At 38.5% G+C, this 16,810-nt stretch carries 17 protein-coding genes; 13 read left to right on the forward strand and 4 right to left on the reverse strand.

Annotated features, from left to right (window positions below):
- Nucleotides 1–29 precede the first annotated feature (29 nt).
- Genes BW964_RS17610 through BW964_RS17625 form a run of 4 tightly spaced genes read left to right on the forward strand, consistent with a single transcriptional unit; the run spans nucleotide 30 to nucleotide 4,759 of the window.
- Nucleotides 30–1,316: a sigma-54 interaction domain-containing protein gene (locus BW964_RS17610; RefSeq protein WP_076509149.1), complete on the forward strand. Its 1,287-nt coding sequence runs from the start codon at nucleotides 30–32 to the stop codon at nucleotides 1,314–1,316.
- Nucleotides 1,317–1,324: 8 nt separating this feature from the next.
- Complete coding sequence (locus BW964_RS17615) at nucleotides 1,325–2,026, forward strand: DUF4013 domain-containing protein (RefSeq protein ID WP_076509151.1); 702 nt, start codon at nucleotides 1,325–1,327, stop codon at nucleotides 2,024–2,026.
- Nucleotides 2,023–2,544: an LPS assembly lipoprotein LptE gene (gene lptE / locus BW964_RS17620; protein ID WP_076509152.1), complete on the forward strand. Its 522-nt coding sequence runs from the start codon at nucleotides 2,023–2,025 to the stop codon at nucleotides 2,542–2,544. Before BW964_RS17615 ends, lptE begins: the two co-directional genes overlap by 4 nt.
- Nucleotide 2,545: 1 nt before the next feature.
- The gene (locus BW964_RS17625; protein ID WP_076509154.1) at nucleotides 2,546–4,759 is read left to right on the forward strand and encodes a hypothetical protein; all 2,214 of its coding nucleotides are present in this window, start codon (nucleotides 2,546–2,548) and stop codon (nucleotides 4,757–4,759) included.
- 55 nt (nucleotides 4,760–4,814) lie between these two features.
- Here the strand turns inward: BW964_RS17625 and BW964_RS17630 are convergent, their stop codons facing one another.
- The 4 genes from BW964_RS17630 to BW964_RS17645 all read right to left on the reverse strand — a co-directional run bounded on the left by BW964_RS17630 (nucleotide 4,815) and on the right by BW964_RS17645 (nucleotide 7,417).
- Nucleotides 4,815–5,423 carry a DUF4126 domain-containing protein gene (locus tag BW964_RS17630; protein ID WP_076509155.1) on the reverse strand — a complete coding sequence of 203 codons (609 nt, stop codon included), beginning with the start codon at nucleotides 5,421–5,423 and terminating at the stop codon, nucleotides 4,815–4,817.
- Nucleotides 5,424–5,698: 275 nt separating this feature from the next.
- Complete coding sequence (gene rnpA, locus BW964_RS17635; protein ID WP_076509157.1) at nucleotides 5,699–6,073, reverse strand: ribonuclease P protein component; 375 nt, start codon at nucleotides 6,071–6,073, stop codon at nucleotides 5,699–5,701.
- Entirely contained in the window at nucleotides 6,073–6,798 is a 726-nt protein-coding gene (locus tag BW964_RS17640) for a tRNA threonylcarbamoyladenosine dehydratase (protein WP_076509159.1), read from the reverse strand. The genes rnpA and BW964_RS17640 overlap by 1 nt, the downstream gene beginning before the upstream one ends.
- Nucleotides 6,791–7,417 carry a TatD family hydrolase gene (locus tag BW964_RS17645; protein ID WP_076509160.1) on the reverse strand — a complete coding sequence of 209 codons (627 nt, stop codon included), beginning with the start codon at nucleotides 7,415–7,417 and terminating at the stop codon, nucleotides 6,791–6,793. Before BW964_RS17645 ends, BW964_RS17640 begins: the two co-directional genes overlap by 8 nt.
- A 98-nt stretch (nucleotides 7,418–7,515) precedes the next feature.
- Between BW964_RS17645 and BW964_RS17650 the strand changes: the two genes are divergently transcribed.
- From BW964_RS17650 to BW964_RS17690, 9 genes are all read left to right on the forward strand, one after another.
- Entirely contained in the window at nucleotides 7,516–8,145 is a 630-nt protein-coding gene (locus BW964_RS17650; protein ID WP_073328854.1) for a TetR/AcrR family transcriptional regulator, read from the forward strand.
- Between the two features lie 103 nt (nucleotides 8,146–8,248).
- Nucleotides 8,249–9,244, forward strand: a complete 996-nt coding sequence (locus BW964_RS17655) for an outer membrane protein assembly factor BamD (RefSeq protein ID WP_076509162.1) — start codon at nucleotides 8,249–8,251, stop codon at nucleotides 9,242–9,244.
- Nucleotides 9,245–9,286: 42 nt separating this feature from the next.
- The gene (locus tag BW964_RS17660; RefSeq protein WP_027372958.1) at nucleotides 9,287–9,610 is read left to right on the forward strand and encodes a DNA-directed RNA polymerase subunit omega; all 324 of its coding nucleotides are present in this window, start codon (nucleotides 9,287–9,289) and stop codon (nucleotides 9,608–9,610) included.
- A gap of 123 nt (nucleotides 9,611–9,733) precedes the next feature.
- Nucleotides 9,734–10,939 carry a bifunctional phosphopantothenoylcysteine decarboxylase/phosphopantothenate--cysteine ligase CoaBC gene (coaBC, locus tag BW964_RS17665; RefSeq protein ID WP_076509163.1) on the forward strand — a complete coding sequence of 402 codons (1,206 nt, stop codon included), beginning with the start codon at nucleotides 9,734–9,736 and terminating at the stop codon, nucleotides 10,937–10,939.
- A 36-nt stretch (nucleotides 10,940–10,975) separates the two neighbouring features.
- Nucleotides 10,976–11,878 carry a type IX secretion system protein PorD gene (gene porD, locus BW964_RS17670; protein WP_073328862.1) on the forward strand — a complete coding sequence of 301 codons (903 nt, stop codon included), beginning with the start codon at nucleotides 10,976–10,978 and terminating at the stop codon, nucleotides 11,876–11,878.
- A gap of 77 nt (nucleotides 11,879–11,955) precedes the next feature.
- Complete coding sequence (locus BW964_RS17675; RefSeq protein WP_076509165.1) at nucleotides 11,956–13,605, forward strand: DNA repair protein RecN; 1,650 nt, start codon at nucleotides 11,956–11,958, stop codon at nucleotides 13,603–13,605.
- A 50-nt stretch (nucleotides 13,606–13,655) separates the two neighbouring features.
- Complete coding sequence (locus BW964_RS17680; RefSeq protein ID WP_076509167.1) at nucleotides 13,656–15,122, forward strand: DUF5687 family protein; 1,467 nt, start codon at nucleotides 13,656–13,658, stop codon at nucleotides 15,120–15,122.
- Nucleotides 15,123–15,125: 3 nt separating this feature from the next.
- Entirely contained in the window at nucleotides 15,126–15,845 is a 720-nt protein-coding gene (locus BW964_RS17685; RefSeq protein ID WP_076509168.1) for an ABC transporter ATP-binding protein, read from the forward strand.
- A gap of 16 nt (nucleotides 15,846–15,861) precedes the next feature.
- Complete coding sequence (locus BW964_RS17690) at nucleotides 15,862–16,797, forward strand: Dyp-type peroxidase (RefSeq protein WP_076509170.1); 936 nt, start codon at nucleotides 15,862–15,864, stop codon at nucleotides 16,795–16,797.
- Nucleotides 16,798–16,810 lie beyond the last annotated feature (13 nt).

Here is a 16,810-nt window from a genome sequence, read left to right on the forward strand (position 1 = left end):
TTATTAAATCAATAATCAAAAATTTACTTATGAGTAACGAGTTACAAAACATAAAAAACCGCTTTGGCATCATTGGAAACTTTCCTGTCCTGAACAGGGCTTTGGAAAAGGCAATCCAGGTGGCGCCCACAGATATTTCCGTTCTGGTTATCGGGGAAAGTGGTGTTGGGAAAGAATTTATCCCGAAAATCATCCATTCAGAATCCAAAAGAAAACATCAGCCTTATATCGTGGTCAATTGTGGAGCTATTCCGGAAGGAACCATAGACTCAGAATTATTCGGACACGAGAAAGGAGCATTTACAGGAGCTACCGCTACCAGAAAAGGATACTTTGAAGTAGCAGATGGTGGGACTATCTTCCTGGATGAGGTGGGAGAGCTGCCTTTGCAGACTCAGGTCCGTCTTTTGAGAGTGCTGGAAAGCGGTGAATTTATGAAAGTAGGTTCCTCGCAGGTTCAGAAAACCAATGTAAGAATTGTAGCCGCTACCAACGTCAATATGATGAAGGCTATTCACGACGGAAGATTCCGGGAAGATTTATATTACCGTTTAAATACCGTGCAGATTGATATGCCTCCTTTAAGAGAAAGAAAAGGAGATATTCATTTGTTATTCAGGAAGTTTTCGATAGACTTCGCAGAGAAATACAGAATGCCGGAATTGCAGCTGGAGCCAGGTGCTGTTCATTATATTGAAAATTATTCCTTTCCGGGAAATATCCGACAATTAAGAAACCTTGTAGAACAGATGACGGTCGTGGAAAGAAACCGCGAAATAACCGTCGAGAAACTCGCTGAATACATTCCTATGGAAACCCATCTTCCAATGGTGGTTAACAATCAGAGTACTCAGAAACAGAGTGATTTCGGAAGTGAAAGAGAAATCATGTACAAAATTCTCTTTGATATGAGAAGTGATATTAATGACTTAAAATCACTAACTTCAGAACTGATCAAAAACAGAGGAACAGCCGATTTGAGCAACCAGGAAAAAAATCTGATCAACAGAATCTATTCAGCGGAACAAACTCAGCCCGTAGCCCAGAATTCACTGCTGTATTTCGAAGACAAATCTCCTGTAGTACAATCTTCGCCCACCATTATTTCAAATACGGATGACAGCTACGAAGATATTGAAGATATAGAAGTAGAAGAAAACCGACCGGAATCTTTATCGCTTCAGAATAATGAAAAGGACTTGATCATCAAGGCTTTGGAGAAGCATAAAGGACGCAGGAACAGAGCCGCAGACGAGTTGGGAATTTCACAAAGAACTTTATACAGAAAAATAAAACAATACAACCTAGAAGACTAATAACAGGAATGAAAAATTTAGAAGTACTGAATATAAAAGAATATGATTTTAATATTGGGAAATATCTGTCCCAGGGAACAGAACTGTTCAAAAAAGATATTGGTGGCTTTATCGTCGCTACGCTGCTTCTTTTTGTCATCAGTTTTATCCCTTTTTGTGGTATTCTTGGATTAGGAAACTTCTATAAGATCTGTAAAAAAGTAGATGAAGGACAGCAGGTTTCAGCAGGGGATATTTTCGACTTTACGGATTTCGTAGTGTATCTGAAATTGTTTCTGCTTATTTTCGCAGTATGTATCGTTGTGATGATTCCGATACAGCTGACCTTGCTTCCATTTCTGGCAGTAGCGGGACATGATGGAGAAAATGTGTCAGATGCCAGTGCTGCTTTATTTGCAGGCGGAATGGGATTGTGGGTCATGTTAACCGTAATATTGTTCATCGCTCTTTCCATATCAATGTATTTTGTACAGCCTTTGATCTCGCTTTACAGAGTAACAAGTGTAAGAGAAGCTTACAGGCTTTCATGGAAAATTGCCCGAAAAAACTTTTTTAAGATCTTTTTATTTTCTATTGTGGTAGGCATTGTCTCCCAGCTTGGAATGATCGTATGCGGTATAGGAATTCTTTTGACTATCCCTCTTGGAATCTGCATGAAGTATGCCGCTTATAAAGATGTGTTGGAGTCGTTAAATCAAAAAACAGTATGAGTAAATTAAAAATAATAATTGGGTTTGTAGTGCTTTCGCTGTTTCACCAGTGTTACTCATTTACAGGATCTTCATTAACGGACGAAAAGACTGTTCAAATTAATGAATTTCCAAATAATGCAGCATTAGTGAATCCCACTCTTTCCCAACAGTTTTCTACAGATATCCAAAACAGATTTCTCCAGAGAACGACTTTAAAGGGAACAAAATCAAATCCTGATATTTTGATAGAAGGTGAAATCTCCGACTACGGCTATTCACCAACTACGATCAGCTCCAATACAACGACCAACCCTTCGGGTGGAGTAGTACAGCAGGCACAAAGTAAGCTGACTATTTCTGTAAAAGTACACTATGAAAATAAAGTACATCCGGATGTCAGCTTTGACAGAACCTATACGGATGAAGCCGTTTTTAACAGTAATCTGACCCAAAGTGAGATCGAAGCTTCTCAGGTGAAGCTAGTGACAGACAGAATTATTAACAAGATATTTAACGATATTGTAGCCAATTGGTAAGATGAATCCCAGAGTTTTAGAATTATTAAAGAACCCCAAAAATATTCAGTCAGAAGATCTCGGTCTTTTGAAAGAAGAAATTCATGCATTTCCTTATGTTCAAAACATCAGGGCACTTCACTTGTTTGGGGTACACCTTTATGATAAAGAAAACTATCAGAAAGAGCTTTCTACAACGGCGGCTTATACCACGGACAAGAAGCTTCTTTATCAGTTGATCAACGGAAAGATTCAGCGGGAACCAAAGCCTGAAGTCATAGAAGATAAAAAAACGTCTAAAACGATTGAAAAAGAGGCAAAATATTCCTATAAAGACAAAGCTTTCCCGATCAAAAGAGACCAGCCTTCTGAAAAGGAGCAGACCAAATATGAAGAGGCTGCCAGCATGATGCCGCCTGTTCAGGAAATCAGGCACATCCATGTCAACGGAGAAAGAAACCGGATACTCTTTGAAGGAGAAGAAAACTTCCTGGAGGAAACCAACTCTGAAATCATTGACCTTGAATCTACACTGGAATCAGGGGTCATCGTAACTCAAAAAACGGAAACTGCTGCAAAAGATCTACAAGAAGAAGGTGTTCAGGTAGAAGAAACAAAAAAAAGTAAGCAGGAGGAAGAGTCAGAAGTGGGAGCAGAATTTACTCCGGAACTGATTGTTGATGAAAATAGTATTGATAGCCAGCCGGAAGAGCAGGAAATCAATAAAGATGAAGATGTAAGCTTCCATGGAGTAGAAACAGAAAATAATGATAAGAACAATAGTGAAACTGGAGCAGAATTTACTCCGGAACTGATTGTTGATGAAAATAATATTGATAGCCAGCCGGAAGAGCAGAAGATCGATAAAGATGAAGACGTAAGTTTTCATGAAGTTGAAACCATCACTCCGGATCCGGAAGTTAAAGAAGGTGAGAAGCAACAGGAAAAAGTTGAAGAATCCGGAGTTGCCGAAAATGATCAGGATCTTGCCATTGTTGCTAAAGATGAAAGTACCGCTGAGCCCGATGCTGAAATAAGTTTCCACGGACTGGATCAGTTTCTGCCCGATGTTAAAATTCAGGGAAACAGTGATGACAAAGCAGTTGCTTCTGAAGTTTCCAAACCGAATGTGAATAAGCATGAGGAAGAAATGAGACGCCTGATCGAAGAAGTGGAGAAGAAGATGAAAGAGGCGCACTCAACTCCGAAGGATGAAGGCCAAGAGCCTGAAACCGCCGATCACGAGATCAGTTTTGCAGAAACACAGAATTTCCATTTCTGGTCCACTGAAAAAGAAGAATCTAAAGCTGAAGAATCTGTACCTGAACCCATAGAAGATAGTGCCATTCAGTCAGAATCCCTTGAAGAACCATTACAAGCAGAGCAAAAGGCTGACGAAAAGGAAAGCATTTCACAAGAAGTTTCTGCATGGAAACCCATGAGTCTGGAGTCTAATCTGCCCGATTCCATGATCAGTAAAGAGACTAAAGAAAATTTATCTAACACGGAAACTCCAAAACAGCAGGCAGTTCCGGCGGCAAAGGACGATCATGAGGAAACAGCAGCACAAGCTCCCGAAGCTCCTCAAAAAGACATCCAAACAGCCTTAGGAGACAGCAGCCAGTTAGTTGTAGAAGAAATGCCTGAACAACTTACAATAGAAGAAGCTGAAGAAGTTAAAAGCTCTGAAGAAAGTACAGAAACAAAAACGCATAGAGGAGAAGAGGCTCCCGTTATGAATGTTTCTTTCTTTGGAACAGATATTTCAAGTTTATCAGTACAAAAAGCAGAAAAAGAAAAAACTATAGAAGACCCTGTTCAGGAAGTAAAAGCTCCAAATACGGCAAAAACAGCAGATGACAGCAATGTTCCAGGATTTATCAATACATGGCAAAGCTGGCTGAAAATAGACAGACCAGTAGAGGAAGAAGCCATTGCTGAGAAAAAAGTACAGGAAGCACCCATCCCGCCAGTTCAGGAGAAGGTTATTGAAGCTTTTATAGAAAACAATCCTAAGATCAGTCAGTTAAGAGACGAAAGCACCTACGTTGTCAGAGAAAAAAATGATGACATCTCACACCTGATGACCGAAACACTTGCCAATCTCTACTTCGAACAGAAATTGTATACAAAAGCTATTAAAGCATTTGAAATCCTGATCAAGAAGACGCCTGAAAAAAAGGAGCACTTCCAATCTAAAATTAAAGAAATAAAAGATTTCAGAAGCAAAAGCTAGAAAGGAATAAAAGATAAAGTAAAGGCTGAATACAGAAGTGTTCAGCCTTTGATTTTTATATATTTTCTGGAGTATTTTTCCTGCCTCGTATCTTTCGCCAGGCTTTCCGGCCAAAAACAATAACCAGGATAATCAGAATCACGGCAAATACCGCTGCAATAACCGGTGCAGCCATTGCCAGTACAGTCATAATGCCTGCTCCTGCCGTTTCAGTAGTTCCCACTACAGAATTTCCCAGACCTCCCGTGGTTGCTGTAGAAGCTGCCCGGATTCCGGCAAAGCCCGAACTGATCGTTGCTGCAGTTCCTCCCCCCGCAATTAAAGCAAGTGCCCACTGCGGAAAAGTTCCAAGATCTGCAAACTGGCTGGCAAATAAAACAGAGCCAGCCACAGTAGCCAAAGGTACTGAGAGGGTATCCAGCAGATGATCTACAAAAGGGATATAATACGTTAAAATTTCAGCAATAGTGGCAATACCGGTAGTAATAAGTGCCGGAAGCCCGGCAAGCCAGTCAAAATGTTCATTCATCGGAATCCAGTGAAAGTAAGAAGCAAGGCTTACGGCAAACATAGGCAGGAAAACTCTGAAACCTGTTGCGGCAGCCAAACCGATGCCGATGAAGGCACTCAGGACATAAGAAAAATAGGGAACATGATCTAACATTTTAATTTTCAGATTTATTGTTTCCCCTAAAATTACAAAAACTATGCAAGATTTTAGAAAAATTTATAACCTGTAAAATCATAGACAGCTTATTTCCCACAGATTTCTCTGATTGCACAGATATTTGTTCTGCATGAATAAAAGATGAGCTGTTAAAGTAAAAAGAAATGATTTCACAAAGAATTAAAGGCTCTTCTCTGTGAAAATCTGTACGTTCAGTGGGAAAGCATTACCATTGCATCGGTAAATTATTAAACTGTTACATTGTTTCCTGATCAAGCCTTCTTCTGCATCTGGCAAAGCTTGAGAAACTGCTCTTCCACATCCTGAAACTTGGCAGGCAATTCAGAAGAAACCCAAAACATCATCGCCAGTGTTTTCTCTCCGAAAGCCTCTTTATATACCTCCTTATTCAAGCGGTAACACTCCCTTAAAAGTCTCTTCACTCTATTTCTGTGCACCGCTTTCTTGAAATATCTTTTGGAAACAGAAACCCCGAACTTATGGTTTTCGATCGGTAAATTGGGTTTGTCCTTCAGAATAATGATTCTTAGATTTCCGCAACTCCTCCATTTACCTTTGTCAAAAAGTAAAGCGATCTCAGTGTTTTTTTTGAGTTTTTCTTCTCTGGAGTATTTGAAGTTTTGCATTAATCTTGTTTCACTAAATAATTAATCACTTCAGCTGCTGCATACAATCCGAAAATTGCAGGAATATAGCTTACCGTGCCGTAGAAAGATCTTTTATAATTAGCTCCATCGGTCAATTTCAGGCTTTCTTCCTGTTGAAGTTCGTTGGAAAAAACACATCTGAAGCCCTTGTTGATATTTTCTTTTTTAAGTCTTTTTCTGATTTGTCTGGCAAGAAAACAATTTTGCGTCTTGCTGATGTCCCTTACCATTACTTTACTCGGATCCGTTTTTCCGCCAGCTCCCATAGAACTGATGAGTTTTATTTTTTTCCTTTTGGCCGCTTTAATTAAACATAGCTTGGGAGTAATGCTGTCGATGCAGTCCAGAATATAATTGAACTTATCCGATTCAAGAACTTCATCCATCCTTTCCGGATTAAGAAATTCATTGATTTTCTTCAGATTAAGCCCGGGGTTGATGTCCAAGAGTCTTTCCGCCACCACTTCCACCTTGTGCTTTCCAACGGTGGAATGTAAGGCAGGCAACTGTCTGTTGATATTGGTGATATCTACCGTATCGCCATCCACAATCGTCATATTTCCAACACCTGATCTGGCTAAAAATTCTGCAGCAAAAGAACCTACTCCTCCTAATCCTATCACCAGGACATTTGCCTTATTAAGTTTTTCTAAACCTTCTTCTTTGATCAGGAGCTCCGTTCTCTCCAGCCAGTACTTATCCATTCTTTATCGTGTCTAAATTTTCTAAAATCTGTTCATTCAGCTTTTCCAAAGAAACGCCCTTTAATTCTGAAACTTTTGAATATAATTCTTCAATAGCAAAACATTCATTATCAGTTTCTAAAAAGATTTTATCTAAGGGGGTATTCCTTATAATATCCTGCAAAGATAAATGATACAAAACAGCTTTTCCAAAACTCAAATAAAAATTATTCTTCAGCAGGTCTTCAGCGATCCGTTGTTTTTTGTTAAAACCATGAATAATAACCGGTTGTTCGGCTTTCTTGGTTAAAGAAATAACCTCATAAAACTTTCTTACACAGTGAATAATCAAGGGTTTCCTGATCTCATTGGAAATATGGATTTGTCTTAAAAATACTTGCTCCTGAACCTTTTGAGGAACACGCACTATTGAATCCAATCCACATTCTCCGATCGCCAGACAGTTTTCTGAAATATTTGATTCCAGCCAATCAAACTGTTCCTCCAGAGAATCTACAGCAATATCTTTAGGATGTATACCAATGGAATAGGCACAGTCCGGAGGAGCCATTCCAAGGTCAATATTGTAAATCCCATCCAGAATATTTTTCTTATGATGGTGAAAATCAAAAAAATCCATTCACAAAAGTACGATTATCTAGAAAATTAATTTAAAATTATTAAACGAACGTTTATAATTGTGTTAAAAATTTCTTAACTTTACTCAAAGTGCACTTCATGAGAAAAAAATTTACGGAAAAACAGATCCATATACTGGATATTGCTGAGGAACTTATCGCCAAAAAAGGGTATGAGGGAACTTCGGTAAGAGATATCTGTTCCAAGGCCAACATCAATGTGGCAATGATTTCCTACTACTTCGGTTCAAAAGAAAAAATGATGTCTTACCTATATCAGTACAGGGTGCTGAAAACAAGAGAGAATTTTTCAGAATTTGCAGATACCATCAAAGATGGAAAGCCGGAAATGCAGCTCAGAGAAATCATTAAATATATTGTGTCCCAGCTATTCAAATACAATTATTTTCATGGGTTTGTTACTCAGGAACTCAGGCATACCGAGAACTTAAAAGATGAGCTGCTGGATTTCTATCAGCTGTTTGTAAAGAAACTTGATGATGTGATCAAAAAAGGAGTTGCTTCCGGAGTATTCACTTTTACTCCGAAACCTGAGGATATCCTGACCATGATTATAGGTTCTACATTATTTGTCATCAGAAATAAAAATTTCTATGAGCTCTACGTACCAAGTAAAAATGAAGAAGCTTACACCAAAGAAGCAGAGAAAAAAGTGAGAATGAATCTTTTAGTTAGTGTTTTTGCGATTTTGGGATACGCTGCAGACTAAATTTACGTTAAATATTCATAAAAAAAAATCTATTGACAAAAAAGTTATATTTTTGCAAATTAGTAAATCGGCCCTATAATCCGAAAACTGTTGAATTTTTTATATGAAAAAATATATTTTAGGTCTTTTTGCTGTGGCAGTTGTTTCCTCATGCGTAAGCCAACAGGAAAGAGCAATGAAGAGTGCTGACAAGAATTTTATCTTAAAGGCAGCTAATGATAATTTTACCAAAAAGAAATGGAAAAATGCATTGGCTCTATATGACAGGTTGACCAACCTCGTAGCAGGAACAGATGATTTTCCTAACGTAGGTTTTAATACTGCTTATGCTAATTACTATGACAAGAGTTATAAACTGGCAGGACATCAGTTTAAAAACTTCGCAGTCAACTTTCCAAAAGATCCTAGAGCAGAAGAAGCAGCCTATATGTCTGCATTATGCTACTATGAAGGTTCTATGGATTATAATCTAGACCAGTCTACTACAGAAACGGCGATCAATGAACTTCAGGATTTCCTGACCAATTATCCCAACTCTGAAAGATCTAAAAATATCGGTCAGCTGGTTGACGAACTGTCTTATAAACTGGAATTCAAAGCATATGAGAATGCCAGACAGTATTTCAAGATGGGTGAATACAAAGCGGCTAACGTAGCGATGGAAAATGTACTAGAAGATTTTCCAAGTACAAAACTTCGTCCGAAAATTTATGATTTTATCATGAAATCTCGTTACGAACTGGCTGTGAAATCCGTCTATGAACTTAAAGACGAACGTATCGAAAGCGCACTGGCTTATACAAAACTCGTGGAAAAAGAACTCCCGAATACAGAGTACTCCAAAACAGCAACAGATCTGAGAGGAAAACTGGAAAAAGAAAAGGAAAACTTTGTGGTTGTTAAAAAACAAACAGAAGCAAGAATTGCGGCATTAACGATAAGACAGAAAAAGGAGGCTGAAAAAGTGGCTGAGAAAAGTAAAACTGAGCAGCAAATCAAAGATCAGATCAGTAATGAGAAGAAGGCAATGCAGATGCAGAGGGACAGTGCGGCACTTCAGACCCCTCCACCAGCTGCCACTTTCAAAATCCAAAGATAATTCGTAAATTTGCCGTCTTATTAATAAAATAATTTTCTCAAAATGAGTGTAAAAGATACAAAAGCAGAAGTAAATACTATTACTTACGATAAAGACAAGATTGAAGATAAAGTAGGTTCAATCTATGAAGCTATTGTTATCATGGGAAAGAGAGCAGAGCAGATCAATGCGGAGATCCGTACGGAACTTCACAATAAATTGGACGAATTTGCTGTGCACAATTCTACATTGGAAGAAGTTTTCGAAAACAGAGAGCAGATAGAAATCTCTAAACATTACGAAAAACTTCCTAAGCCTACTTCTATTGCTATCGAAGAATGGCTGAATGAAGATATCTATTTCAGAAAGACAGAAGACAGAAAGTAATTATTTTTGTTTTTAATCATATGAAGGTCATAAGGGAATTCAATTCTTTTATGACCTTTGTCTGTTTATATCCGGCTTTGTGCGAAAAAATAAGTAATTTAGTATTTCAAAAATTAAAACTAAATGAGTGTTTCCGGTAAAAAGATACTTATCGCTGTTTCCGGTGGAATTGCGGCCTATAAAATTCATTTCCTCATCAGAGATTTTGTGAAAAAAGGAGCCGAAATTCAGGTGATCATGACTCCCGATGCAGAACAGTTTGTAACAAAACTAAGTCTTTCAACCCTTTCAAAAAAACCTGTTTATTCAGATTTTTATGGAGACAACGGTACCTGGAACAGTCATGTAGAAATGGCCTTATGGGCAGATGTGATGATCATGGCTCCATGTACAGCCAATACATTAGCCAAAATGATGCACGGAATGTGTGATAATCTGGTTATTGCCACCTATATGTCTGCCAAATGCCCGGTGTTTATTGCTCCGGCGATGGATTTGGATATGTATGCACATCCTTCCACCAAACAAAACCTTGAGATGGCGGAAGATTACGGACATTGTATCATCCCTGCTGAAACAGGTGAGCTTGCCAGTGGATTGGTAGGGCAAGGTAGAATGGCAGAACCTGGCACCATTGTTAAAACCATTGAGAATTTTTTTACTTCCGGAAATCATATCAAAAGTCTGGCAGGAAAAACAGTATTAATCACAGCCGGACCTACCTATGAAGCGCTTGATCCCGTAAGATTTATCGGAAATCATTCTTCAGGTAAAATGGGCTTTTCTTTGGCTGAAGAAGCCTCCAAAAGAGGCGCCAGAGTTATTCTGATCTCCGGCCCCAGTGCTCAGACAACCGAAGATAGAAATATAGAACTTCATAAAGTGACCTCTGCAAAAGAAATGCTGGCCAAAGTTTTTGAATTCTATGACCATATCGATATCGGTATTGCCAGTGCTGCAGTCGCAGATTATGCTCCAAAAGAGGTAGCAAAAGAGAAAATTAAAAAGAATGATGAAAATTTAACCCTTGAACTGGTTAAAAATCCTGACATTCTCAAAACAATGGGGGAAAAGAAAACCCATCAGTTTCTTGTAGGTTTTGCCCTGGAAACCCAGAATGAAGAAGAAAATGCCAAAGGAAAACTGGAAAAGAAAAACCTTGATATGATCGTTCTGAACTCCCTGCGCGATGAAGGGGCAGGCTTTAAAAACGACACCAATAAAATCAAGATACTGACCACAACCGAAAAAAAAGAATTTGACCTTAAATCCAAAGATAAAGTAGCCATAGATATTCTGGATTTTGTTGAGGCTCAACTTTTAAAATAATTTTAATAAATTTCCGTTCTCAATTTTTAATAGATAATGAAAAAAATCATAAGCCTGTTCTTGCTGCTTTTTATATATAACCTGAGTTTTTCCCAGGAACTGCTTGCAACGGTACAGATCAACTCCCAGCAGCTGGGAGGAAGTAACCAGCAAGCCTACAAAGCGCTGGAAAAAAGTCTTAGAGACTTTATTAATAATACCAGCTGGACCGGAAAAAAGCTTCAGAATTTCGAAAAGATCAAATGTAATTTCGCTGTCGTTATTGCAGAAAGAGATGGTAACAGATTTAAAGGAAGCATTGTGATCCAGGCTGTTCGTCCGGTTTACAATACAAATTACGAGTCACCGTTGGTCAATCTTCAGGACCAGAGATTTGCATTTGAATATGTGGAAAATGAAAACCTTGTATTTAATGAGAGACAGTTTTCCGGTAAAAACCTGATCGATGTGGTAAGCTTTTACGTCTATGTGATCTTAGGCTATGATGCAGACAGTTTCCAGTCTATGGGAGGAACACAATGGTTCTCAAAAGCCCAGCAGATTGCTCAGAATTCACAGAACAGAAACTATGAAGGATGGAATGTCATCAACGAGCCGCGAAGCCGTACAATACTGATCAATGAGATTATCAATCCGAACTGGAGCCAATTGCGTTCCACGATGTATACCTATCACAGGGCTGGTTTGGATAATTTATTCAACCAGGATCAGACCGCTGCAAAAAAAGTGATCTTTGATGCGCTTATGCAGTTGAAAATGTATGAAAATTCATTTCAGCAATCCTATTACTTCAACCTGTTTTTAGATAATAAAAGTGACGAGATTTTCAATATTTTCAATTCCGGAAACAACGGAGGACTGGTTATGAATGACCTTAAACAGCTCATGATGATCCTTACGCCCAAATATTCAGAAAATAAGTGGAGCAAATGGAAATAAAATCTGCCGGCTTTACCCATTGAATACCGAATACTAAATTCTATATTTGCATTACTTAAAGTAATCAGCTATTATCCATGCTTTCGAGAATTTACATTAAAAACTTTGCCTTGATTGATACCCTTGAAGTATCATTGAATAACGGTCTGCAGGTAATTACCGGTGAGACCGGAGCCGGTAAATCTATTATTTTAGGAGCTTTAAGGCTTATTCTTGGCGAAAGGGCAGAAGTAAAATCTATTTCCAAATCGGAAGAGAAAAGCATTGTAGAAACGGAATTCGACTTAAATAACCAGTTCAAAAAATTCTTTATTGAAAATGATCTGGATTATGAACATCAGACCATCATCAGACGGGAAATCCTTCCTTCAGGGAAATCCAGAGCATTCATTAATGATGTTCCTGTGACCCTTGATGTCCTTAAAGAATTAACGTCTCAACTTATTGACATTCATTCCCAGTTTGAAACCTCAAACCTTTTTACCTCAGAATATCAGTTTAAAATTATTGACGGGCTTTCTGAAAATAAAAAGCTGATTGAAGAGTATCAGAATGAATTTTCCGACTTTCAGAGTTTGAAATTACAGCTTAAAAAACTTCAGACCCAGCTTTCTGAAAACAGAAAAGAAAGCGACTACAAAGAATTTCTGCTGAATGAACTTGAAGAACTGAAACTTGATGACGTAGATTATGAAGACCTTCAAAACCAGCTATCTGTTCAGGAGAATGCTGAAATGATTTCTGAAAATCTTGTACAGATCCTCTCAAGATTCCATCAGGAAGAAGTAGGAATTCTATCATTCTTTAACGAAGCCAAACATAAACTGTCAAGAATATCTGAAGTATCCAACAGTTTTTCAGAGCTTGACGAAAGGCTGGAAACCTCTTTTGTGGAACTGAAAGATATTATTTCCGAATTGGAAAATGAGTCCGAAAGAATAGAGATCAACCCAGCAAATCTGGCGATCCTTGTGGAGCTTAATAATAAAATCAATGCCCTTTTTCTAAAGCATACTGTATCTGATATCAATGAATTGAGAGAACTCAGAGATCAGCTGGCAGGTGAGCAGAAAGGAGCTTCAGAGCTCGAAGATCATATTGCTGAAATGGAGGAAAATATTTCTAAAAAAGAGAAAACACTTCAGATTCTGGCTGAGAAACTTTCAAAAAACAGAAAAAAATCGGTTCCAGTTTTCATTAAAAAAGCAGAAACCCTTCTGAAAAAATTAGGCCTTGAAAAATCCAGAGTTGATATTGAACTTCAGGATACTCAGGAATTTAATGCATTTGGAAAAGAAAATATACAATTGCTGTTTCAGGCCAACTCGGGCTTCCCATTAAAGCCAATCCAGACCGCTATTTCCGGTGGTGAAAGATCCAGAGTGATGCTTGCCGTGAAAAAGATCATTGCCGAAAGTGATGAACTTCCAACGCTTATCCTGGATGAAATTGATACAGGAGTCTCCGGAAAAGTAGCCGAAGAAATCGGAAATCTGATGAGAGAAATGTCCGCGGATATGCAGCTGATCGTTATTTCTCACCTGGCACAGGTTGCAGCCAAAGGAAATGACAATTACAAAGTTGTGAAACGTGATATTTCCGGCAAAACACAGTCTACCATCATCCCTCTGAACGAAGAGGAAAAACTGAACGAAATTGCCCAGCTTCTTTCCGGAAGCAAAATTACCGAGGCCGCACTGGCACAGGCGAAAGAATTAATCGGCTAAAAAACTGTAACATTTTTTATATTATATTGACTAATATAAAAAACTAAAATATGTTTCTAAAGTTCCTCAGACTGGAAATCAAAAGCTTTTTCCGTGGTACCTCTGTAGGCGTGAATCTGGCCATGAAGATCTTTCGCTTTATAGGAATCCTTTATTTTATGGCCTGTCTGGCGGGAGGCGCTTTCGCTGCATTCTTCTATGTACGGAACGAAATGCATCAGGATCCTTTGAAAGTGGTTTCAAAGCTTTTAATCGTTGCCTGGGCGGTAGACCTCATCTTCAAGTATATCTGGCAAGAAATGTCAACCCAAAACATTAAGCCATTTTTGACCCTTAATATTCCGAAAAATACGCTGGTCAATTATATGCTTGTGAAAACCTTTCTTTCAGCATTTAGCTGGCTGAATTCCTTGTTTTTTATTACATTTTCGGTCATTGCCCTGTTTAATGGGTACAGTGTTATTGGTATTTTGACCTGGTTTGTGGGTATTTCTTTTCTATTTTACCTGAATAATTTTATTAATATTCTTTTCAATGATAAAGAAATTGTTGCCATTATTGTAGGCGGCCTCTTTGCTGCGGTTGCCGGCCTTGGCTATTACCATATTATACCCGTATTTTCTTACTCAGAGCATTTTATTTACAGCTTTTACCAAAGTCCTTACCTTATGACCATTCCAATGGTATTGTTTTTTGGACTATGGATCATCTGTTTTAGATATGTCCGAAAAGAATTCTATCTCGATCAGGGACTGGAAGCTAAAAAACAGCTCGGAAAAACAGAAAATATTGCCTTCCTGAACAAGTACGGCGTCATCGGGACATTCATTAACAATGATATTAAAATGCTGAGACGGAATAAAGTCACGAAAGGAATTCTGATCGGAAGCTTTTTCTTCCTTTTTTATGGAATGCTGATGTTCACTTCTCCTATTTACAAGACCCCCGCTATGATCATGTTTATGGGACTTTTTGTAACCGGAGGATTTCAGTTTCTTTTCGGCCAGAGGGTTCCTGCCTTCGACAGTTCTTACTATCCTTTGATGATGACATTGAATGTGCCATATAAAGAATATCTTAAAGCAAAATGGTGGCTGATTAATATAGTGACGGCAGCTTCAATGATTATGGCCTTATTTTATGTCTATTTTGGCTGGGAACTGTATATCACATTTTTCGCGGCAGGGCTTTATAATATGGGTGTAAACTCCCAGTTTACCCTTTGGTCCGGAGCCTTCAATAAAACGCAGATCGATCTTAATTCAAAAGAAAAAAGAATAGGGCAGAAAAACAGTTTTAATCTGAAAGCTCTGCTTCTGCTCATCCCAAAAATGCTTCTTCCTATGGGAGTCTTTGCTCTGTCAAAATATTTCTTTGGAATGACTGGCGGAGTTATTAGTATAGCCGTTTTAGGACTTGCTGGGTTTTTGCTCAGAGAAAAAATATTCGACATCATCGTCAAACAATACAAAAGAGAAAAGTACAGTACACTGGATGCATTTAAAAATAAAGACTAAATTATGATTACTATCAATAACTTATCCAAAACCTACGGAACGGCTACCGTTCTTCAAATTGAGCATCTTGAAATTCCTAACGGTGAAACATTTGGACTGGTAGGAAACAATGGAGCAGGAAAAACCACGCTTTTTAGTCTTATGCTTGATTTGATTCAGGCTACAACGGGATTGGTAAGCATCGACGGAATCAAAGTCAATGAGTCTGAAGCCTGGAAAAATAAAGTCTCCGCTTTTGTGGATGATACTTTCCTGATCGGCTACCTGACTCCCGAAGAATATTTTTATTTCATCGGAGAACTGAGAGGACAGAATAAAGCCTCCATTGATGAATTCTTAAAACCTTTCCATGATTTTTTTAATGGGGAGATTCTGAATTCGGGAAAGTACGTCCGTGATTTATCAAAAGGGAACCAGAAAAAAGTGGGAATTATAGGCGCAATTATCGGAAATCCGGAAATTATTATTCTGGATGAACCGTTTGCCAATCTGGACCCTTCTACTCAGATCAAGCTTAAAAACCTCATCAAAGAACTTTCAAAACAGGATGGAGTGACTTTTCTGATCTCCAGCCATGACCTGTCACATACAACAGAAGTCTGCAATAGAATTGTGGTGGTCAACAAAGGACAGCTTGTCAAAGACATCAAGACCAATCCGGAAACATTGCAGGATCTGGAGCAGTATTTTGCAGATCAGGTTTCTGCCTCTTCGGTCATTTAATTCATATAAAAAATTAATGAGTATAGAATCACAAAACGTCACCGACTATCCTAACACCAACACTATTTTTATGGTGTGGAAACTCAATGATCACCCTGAGCTGAAAGATACTTTCAGGCAGCTTTGTGCATTGGTTCTCAATCTTAATAATTCAGTTGCTAACAGGTTTCCGGACAGCAGAGCCAGCGGTGTGATGGGGATCGGCTGTGAAGGCTGGAAAAAATTAGAACTTCCAACGCCAATGCCTAAGGAGTTGGTGAATTTTGAAGAAATCAAGGGAGGAAAGCATACGGCCGTTTCTACACCCGGCGATCTTCATTTCCACCTGAGAGCAGATAATAAAAGTCTTATTTTCGACATGGCGATAGAAATATCCAGACTTTTAAGCCCCGTTGCAGAAAGTATTCTCGAGATCAGCGGATTCAAATATTGGGATGCCCGTTCCATTCTGGGTTTTGTAGATGGTGCCGAAAATCCGCACGGAGAAGACCGGGATTATTTTGCGAAAATTGGAGAAGAAGATTTACAGTACAAAGGAGGGAGCTACTTGTTTGTCCAAAAATACCTGCACAATATGGATGCGTGGAAAGGCCTTTCTACAGAAGAACAGGAAAAAGTAATCGGAAGGTCAAAGGAAAATGATATTGAAATGTCCGATGCCGTAAAGCCATCCAATTCCCATATCGCATTAGCCAATATTGAAGGGGAAAACGGAGAGGAACTTAAGATCGTAAGAGATAATATGCCTTTTGGAAGACCTTCTTCCAATGAATTCGGAACTTACTTTATTGCTTATTCAAGTACATTCAGCACAACGAAGAAAATGCTGACCAATATGTTTGTCGGAGATCCGGTTGGTAATTATGACAGAATTTTAGATTTCAGCACAGCCATGACCGGAACCTTGTTTTTCGTTCCTACAAGAAATATGCTGGATGAATTTTCAGGATAAATAAAAAGGCCGG

It is taken from the genome of Chryseobacterium shigense, assembly GCF_900156575.1.
In the GTDB taxonomy this organism is placed as follows: Bacteria; Bacteroidota; Bacteroidia; order Flavobacteriales; family Weeksellaceae; genus Chryseobacterium; species Chryseobacterium shigense.